Below are 6,700 nucleotides of genomic sequence, written 5' to 3' on the forward strand. Positions count from 1 at the left end.
GTCCCGGCGCCGACCCGACCCCCGTGCCCGAGGAGACCGCGGCGTCGTCGGACGCTGCGGGGACCACCCCGACGGCCGGGACCTCCGCTGCGCCCACCGCGGCGCCGTCGACCAGCGTCGCCCCCGGCGGGTGGTCGTTGCCGTTCCCGTTCCCGCTGCCGCTGCCCGGGTGGCTCGGCGGGGGATCCGGCGCCGACGACGGGACCGAGCCGGCGCCCACCACCGCGGCTCCCGACGTCCCCGCCGACGGCGGCGAACCGGCACCGGGCCCGGTGGAGGGCGACCAGCTCAGCGGCTGAGCGCGTACCGGGCGAAGAGGACGCCGTCCTCCTCCAGCAGCTGGGTCAGCCGGACCGGCGCGGGCTCGGGCAGCCCCCGGTCGCCCAGCACGCCCGGGGCGCCGCCGGCCAGCAGCGGGGCAGTGGTCAGGCACAGCTCGTCGACCACGCCCGCCGCGACGGCCGACCGGAACAGCGCCGGGCCGCCCTCGCAGAGCACCTGCTCCAGGCCCTCGGCGGCCAGCGCGTCCAGGGCGGCGGGCAGGTCGACGTCGTCGTCCCCGCAGACCAGCACGTGGACCCCGGCCGCGGCCAGGGCCACCCGCTGGTCGGCGTCGGAGCTGCCGCAGGTCACCAGGTACGTCGAGGGCATCGCCAGGCGGTCGCCGGGCGCCAACGACGCCCGGCGGCTCACCACCACGACCGGTGCCCCGGCTGGCCGGCCGAGCTCCCGCCGCAGCTGCACCACCCCGGCGTCGCCGTCGACCGGGCCGTAGCCCTCCGCCGCCGCCGTGCCGTGGCCGACGAGGACGGCGTCCGCCCAGGCCCGCAGCACGTCGAACACCCGCTTGTCGCCGTCGGACCCCAGCCCGGCGGACGCGCCGTCTACGCTGGCCGCCCCGTCGAGGGCGTGGACGAAGTTGGCCCGCACCCACCGCCCGGCCGGTGGCCGGTAGGCCTCGGCCAGCGCGGTCCCGTCCAGCGGCGACCCGCCGGGCGGGAGGAGGCCCCGCATCAGCGGGTGGCCAGGACCGCGGCGGACTCGGCCGGCAGGGTCACCGTCTCGCCGTCGACCTCGGGGAGCTCGCCGGTGGCCAGCAGCACGTCGGTCACCGGCCGGTCCAGGTCGACCTCCCGCGGCTCGCCGGACAGGTTGGCCACCACCCGCAGCGAGCCGCGGTGCACGACCAGCCAGCGGTCGGCGTCGTCCCAGTCCACCTGCACCCGGCTCAGGTCGGCGTCCACCAGCTCCGGGCGGGCCCGGCGCAGCGCGAGCAGTGCCGTGTGCAGCGCCAGCAGGTCGGCGTGCGGCCGCTGCTCGAGCTCGCTCCAGTCGAGCTTGGAGCGGGTGAACGTCTCCGGGTCCTGCGGGTCGGGCACCTCGGCGGCGTCCCAGCCGTGCTCGGCGAACTCGCCGATCCTGCCCTCAGCGGTCGCCTTGCCGAGCTCGGGCTCGGGGTGGCTGGTGAAGAACTGCCACGGCGTGCCGGCGCCCCACTCCTCGCCCATGAAGAGCATCGGGGTGAACGGGCTGGTCAGCGTGATGGTGGCGCCGACGGCGAGCAGGCCGGGGGACAGGGCGGCCGAGATGCGGTCCCCGGTGGCCCGGTTGCCGATCTGGTCGTGGTCCTGCAGGTAGGCCAGGAACTTCCAGCCCGGCAGCCGGTCGGTGTCCACGGGGCGGCCGTGGTGCCGCTTGCGGAACGACGACCAGGCCCCGTCGTGGAAGAACGCGCCGGTGAGCACCTTGGCCAGCCCGGCCAGACCGCCCTCGGCGAAGTCCCGGTAGTAGCCCTGGCCCTCGCCGGTGAGCACGGCGTGCAGCGAGTGGTGGAAGTCGTCGCTCCACTGCGCGGTGAGCCCGAGCCCGCCGGCGGCCCGCGGGGTGACCATCCGCGGGTCGTTGAGGTCGGACTCGGCGATCAGGGTCAGCGGTCGGCCCTCGGTCACGCTGAGCGCGTCGACCTCGGCCGCCAGCTCCTCGAGCACGTGGGTGGCCCGCTCGTCGACCAGGGCGTGCACGGCGTCCAGCCGTAGGCCGTCGACGTGCATGTCCCGCAGCCACATCAGCGCGTTGTCGATGACGTACCGGCGCACCTCGTCGGAGTGCGGCCCGGACAGGTTGACCGAGTCGCCCCAGGTGTTCGCACCGCCCTCGCTGAACACCGGGAAGAACTCGGGCAGGTAGTTCCCCGACGGGCCCAGGTGGTTGTAGACGACGTCCTGGATGACCGCGAGACCGCGCTGGTGGCAGGCGTCGACGAACCGCTGGTAGCCGGCCGGCCCGCCGTACCCCTCGTGGACGGCGTACCAGGCGACGCCGTCGTAGCCCCAGTTGTGCGTGCCGTTGAACCCGTTCACCGGCAGCAGCTCGACGAAGCTGACGCCGAGGGACACCAGGTGGTCCAGCCGGGTGACGGCCGCGTCGAAGGTGCCGGCCTCGGTGAACGTGCCCACGTGCAGCTCGTAGACCACGCCGCCGGCCAGCGGCCGCCCGGTCCAGGCCCGGTCCATCCAGCGGTGCGCGGCGGGGTCGAAGCGGCGGGTCGGCCCGTGCACACCGTCGGGCTGGCGGCGTGGCCGTAGACGAGCTCGGCGCGGTCGAGGAAGTCGCGGGTGGTCAGCCACAACTCCTCCCGCCTGCTGGAGATGCTGCTGGCGGTGCCCTCGCACGGCCGGGTCTGCGTGCCGGTGAACTTCCGGCTGTCCACCGAGGAGGTCCGCTACATCGTCGAGCACTCCGGGGCCTCGGTGCTGCTGGTCGACCCGGAGGTCGACACCGCGCTGGCCGGGGTCAGTGCCCCGCACCGGTTCGTCCTGGGCGAGGAGTACGAGCAGCTGCTGGACTTCGGCACCGAGCCGCGGCCCTGGTCCGAGCCCGACGAGGACGCCACCGCCACGATCAACTACACCTCGGGGACGACGGCCCGCCCCAAGGGCGTGCAGATGACCCACCGCAACATCTGGACCAACGCCGTCGTGTTCGGCATGCACATGCAGGTCAGCGACCGCGACGTCTACCTGCACACGCTGCCGATGTTCCACTGCAACGGCTGGGGCCTGGGCTACTCGATGGCCGGCGTGGGCGCCCGCCAGGTGTCCATCCGCAAGATCGACGGGGCCGAGATCCTGCGCCGGGTCGCCGAGCACGGCGTGACGATGATGGCCGGGGCGCCCGCGGTGTGGAACGCCGTCCTGGACGCCGCGGCCGAGTGGGACGGCGAGGTCCCGGGCCGCGACCAGGTGCGGATCGTGGTGGCCGGCGCCCCGCCGCCCTCGCGGACCATCGCCCGGGTCGAGGAGGAGCTGGGCTGGGAGTTCAACCAGATCTACGGCCTCACCGAGACCGCCCCGCTGCTCACGGTCAACCGGCCGCGCGCGGAGTACGACGACCTGGCCCCGCTGGACCGGGCGAAGGCGCTGTCCCGCGCGGGGGTGCCGGCGCTGGGCACCCGGATGACCACCAGCGAGTCCGGGGAGGTGCTCGCGCAGTCCAACACGGTGCTGGCCGGCTACTGGGAGAACGAGGACGCCAGCGCGGACGCCCTGGACGGCGGCTGGTTCCACACCGGGGACGGCGGCACCATCGACGAGGGCGGGTACCTCACCATCTCCGACCGCAAGAAGGACGTGATCATCACCGGCGGGGAGAACGTCTCCTCCATCGAGGTCGAGGACGCCGTCTTCAGCCACCCGGCCGTCGCCGAGGTCGCCGTCATCGGCGCCCCCGACGAGAAGTGGGGAGAGATGGTGACCGCGCTGGTCGTGCTGGCCGAGGGCGAGACCGTCACCGAGGCCGAGCTGATCGCGCACTGCCGCACCCGGCTGGCCGGCTACAAGCTGCCCAAGCGGGTGGAGTTCCGCGACGCGATCCCGCGGACGGCGACCGGCAAGATCCAGAAGTTCAAGCTCCGCGAGGGCTTCTGGCAGGGGCAGGAGCGCCAGGTGAACTGACCGGCCGGGGTCTCACCCACCCGGGTGAGACCCGGTCAAGGCCTCCCTCGACCTGGACGACGGGACACGTGGCACCGCTGCGAGGCGGTGCACCCGTGAGGTCGAGAGCGCTGCGCGGGGACGGTCCACCGACCGGCCCCCGTGCGGCCCGTGGAGGTCGTGCACCGTGCGTCATCAGTTGTCCGCCAGTCGTCGCCTGGCCATGCGTGCCGGCGGCCTCGCCGTCGCCGCCGTCCTGGCGATCGGCATCGCTCCGGGCACCGCCGCAGCCGCCCCCACCAACCCCAGCGACAGCCAGATCGCCGGTGCGCAGTCCGCCCGGGACCAGGCCGCCGCCGCGGTCGGCGCCATCTCCGCCCAGCTCGCCGCCGCGCAGGCCTCGGCCGACGCCGCGCACCAGCAGGCCCAGATCGCCCTGCAGGACTACGAGGACAAGCAGGCCGCGGCCGAGCAGGCGCAGGCCGACTCCACCGCCGCCGTCGCGGCCTCCGACGCCGCCGACGCCGCCCGCGACCAGGGCCAGGACGCCGTCGACGAGTTCGCCCGCTCCAGCTACATGGGCGGCACCACCAGCCCCGGCTTCGCCTCCCTGATCACCTCCGGCAGCCCGAGCGAGTTCATCGAGCGCGCCGCGCTGCTCGAGGCCGCCGGCGCCGGGCGCTCCGACGTCCTCACCGAGCTCACCGTGCTGCAGGGCCAGGCCGAGGACGCCGAGACGCAGGCGGCCGGCGCACTGGCCACCGCCACCACGCTGCAGGCCGAGGCCGAGCAGTCGCTGGCGTCGGCGCAGTCGCAGGAGTCCTCGGCCCGCGCACAGGCCGACACGATCTCCGCCCAGTCCGCGGACCTGCAGGCCCAGCTCACCTCGGCCCAGCAGACGCTGTACGGCCTGCAGGGCGCCCGGGAGGCCGCCCGCCAACAGGCCGCCGCGGCCGCCGCGGCCGCCGCTGCGGTGCCGACCCGCCGCGCCCCGGTCGCCACGATCCCGAGCAGTTCGTCGTCGTCGGGTTCCTCGTCCGGTGGCGCTCCGTCCTCCGGGGGCGGCTCGTCGACCCCGGTGGCCACCGCCCCCACCGCTTCAGAGTGTTAAAGGAGCCGGGGGCGGGCGGGTTCTCGGGTGTCGTCACGGCATCCACGTCGGAGCTGGGTACGTCGGAGCTGGGCACGTCGGAGTTGGGCACAGAGGTGGTCGTGGCCAGGTCGGCCGTCCGGGTCACCGCGCCACCGAGAGGTCGGCGCCGCCGCCCCCGGGTGCGGTCCGCAGGGCCGGCGGGAGCTCCTTGGTCAGGGTGATGCTGGCCACCGGGCCGTCGCTGCCGTCGCCGGCGGGCACGTCGGCCTGGGTGGACGGCCCCGCCTCGACGGAGTCGACCAGGGCCGCGATGACGGCCCAGCCGAACCCGTCGCGCGGCACGTCGGTGCCGGCGGCGGTGGACACCCAGGCGGGGATCTCGAGGCCCTCGGGGCCGGCCTCGAACACCGTCACCAGCGGGGTGCCCGGCTGCGCGATGGCGGCGAGGGTGGCGCTGGCCTCGTCGACGGCCAGGCGGAGGTCCTCCACGGCGTCGAGGTCGAAGTCCATGCGCATCGCCAGGTCACCGGTCATCGCGCGGACGGCGGGCAGCGGGGTGCGGGACGTCGGCCCCCGGAGCTCCAGGCGTGCGGTGCGGCGCGCGCTCGCGCCCCCGGTCGTGTCGACCATCGGCTGGTTCGCTCCTCGTTCGTCGTCGGGGCGCCCGCCACGGGCGCCCGGACCAGTCTCCCGCACGCGCGCCCGTCGTGCGCGACCCCTGCCCCGGGCGGGTGGCCCCCGCAGTTGCCGGGTCCGGTGCGGTGGGGTGGGATGGCCGGTGATGAGCGCAGTCCCGGGCGACCCCCGTCCACGCGCCGTCCCCCTCGTCCTGGACCTCCCCGCGGTGCCCGCCTCCCTGGTCACCGTCCGACGAGCGCTGGGACGGTGGCTGGCCGACGCCCAGGTGTCGGCCGACGTGGGCGGCGCGCTGCAGGTCGCCCTGGGCGAGGCGTGCGCGAACGCGGTGGACCACGCCTACCCGCCCGGCGCCGAGGGCCCGATGCAGGTCCGGGTCACCCGGGACGACGACGGCCGGGTCACCGCCGTGGTCGCCGACCACGGCGGGTGGCGGACCCCGGACGTCGACCCCGGCGACCGCGGGCGCGGGCTGCTGATCATGCAGCAGCTGCTCGAGGACGTGGAGGTCGCCCGCGGCCCCGGCGGGACGACGGTCACCCTGCGCGTGCCCGCCCGCGAGCTCCCGGAGCGGGCCACGGCCTCGGCCGACGAGCTGTCCCTGCTGCATGTGGACCGGGCCGGACCGGTGCCCCGCGTCGTGGCCACCGGCCCGCTGCCCGACGACGTCGCGGCCGGCGTCCGGCTGCGGTTGCTCGAGGCGTCCCGCGGTGGCGTCGTCCCCGCGGTGCTCGACCTGGCCGCCGCGGACCGGGTGGGTGCGGTGGTGGTCGGCGTGGTCGCCGAGGTGGCGGCCATCGGGCGGGCCAACGGCTGGAGCCTGCACGTGCTGGCCGCGGCCGACCAGCCGCGCACCGCGCTGGCCGGCGCCGGCGTCGTCGTGGACGTGGAGGAGGACGAGGACCTGCCCACCCCCTAGATGAGTAAGTCCGATTGGATCAGTGGTCGTAGGCGATCAGTGATCTTGTGACTGGTTGGCCGGTGGCGCGGTTGTGCCAGATCGCGGCGGTCAGGGCCAGCAGTCGTTGAGCGATGCGTG

6 protein-coding genes and 2 pseudogenes are annotated in these 6,700 nt (G+C 75.4%); 4 read left to right on the forward strand and 4 right to left on the reverse strand.

All coding sequences use genetic code 11. The annotated features are described in order from the left end of the window. Positions 1-299: pseudogene (locus LFA75_RS00110) on the forward strand (hypothetical protein); the annotation flags it as partial. Here the strand turns inward: LFA75_RS00110 and LFA75_RS00115 are convergent. Beyond that, the gene (locus LFA75_RS00115) at positions 289-1,014 is read right to left on the reverse strand and encodes a dihydrofolate reductase family protein (protein WP_225231752.1); all 726 of its coding nucleotides are present in this window, start codon (positions 1,012-1,014) and stop codon (positions 289-291) included. The pseudogene LFA75_RS00110 and the gene LFA75_RS00115 overlap by 11 nt on opposite strands. Then, the gene (gene treZ / locus LFA75_RS00120) at positions 1,014-2,558 is read right to left on the reverse strand and encodes a malto-oligosyltrehalose trehalohydrolase (protein WP_404820922.1); all 1,545 of its coding nucleotides are present in this window, start codon (positions 2,556-2,558) and stop codon (positions 1,014-1,016) included. The genes LFA75_RS00115 and treZ overlap by 1 nt, the downstream gene beginning before the upstream one ends. Before the next feature lie 57 nt (positions 2,559-2,615). On the opposite strand from treZ, the gene LFA75_RS00125 reads away from it, so the two are divergent. Then, positions 2,616-3,953, forward strand: a complete 1,338-nt coding sequence (locus LFA75_RS00125) for an AMP-binding protein (protein WP_225231754.1) — start codon at positions 2,616-2,618, stop codon at positions 3,951-3,953. Positions 3,954-4,131: 178 nt separating this feature from the next. Continuing rightward, positions 4,132-5,043: a coiled-coil domain-containing protein gene (locus tag LFA75_RS00130; protein WP_225231755.1), complete on the forward strand. Its 912-nt coding sequence runs from the start codon at positions 4,132-4,134 to the stop codon at positions 5,041-5,043. Between the two features lie 123 nt (positions 5,044-5,166). Here the strand turns inward: LFA75_RS00130 and LFA75_RS00135 are convergent, their stop codons facing one another. Continuing rightward, a complete protein-coding gene (locus LFA75_RS00135; RefSeq protein ID WP_225231756.1) occupies positions 5,167-5,655 on the reverse strand; it encodes an ATP-binding protein in 489 nt (162 codons plus the stop codon). A 151-nt stretch (positions 5,656-5,806) separates the two neighbouring features. On the opposite strand from LFA75_RS00135, the gene LFA75_RS00140 reads away from it, so the two are divergent. Next, on the forward strand, positions 5,807-6,580 hold the full coding sequence (locus tag LFA75_RS00140) for an ATP-binding protein (protein ID WP_225231757.1): 774 nt from the start codon (positions 5,807-5,809) through the stop codon (positions 6,578-6,580). Between the two features lie 19 nt (positions 6,581-6,599). Here LFA75_RS00140 and LFA75_RS24255 read toward each other — a convergent pair. Next, a pseudogene (locus tag LFA75_RS24255) lies at positions 6,600-6,700 on the reverse strand (IS982 family transposase); the annotation flags it as partial.

Source organism: Klenkia terrae, assembly GCF_900491935.1.
Lineage (GTDB): Bacteria > Actinomycetota > Actinomycetes > Mycobacteriales > Geodermatophilaceae > Klenkia > Klenkia terrae.

Excerpts from the sequence above, each read along its gene's own strand:
- LFA75_RS00135 (WP_225231756.1), bottom strand. The coding sequence starts at position 5,655 with ATGGTCGACACGACCGGGGGCGCGAGCGCGCGCCGCACCGCACGCCTG.
- LFA75_RS00140 (WP_225231757.1), top strand. The coding sequence starts at position 5,807 with ATGAGCGCAGTCCCGGGCGACCCCCGTCCACGCGCCGTCCCCCTCGTC.
- LFA75_RS00115 (WP_225231752.1), bottom strand. The coding sequence starts at position 1,014 with ATGCGGGGCCTCCTCCCGCCCGGCGGGTCGCCGCTGGACGGGACCGCG.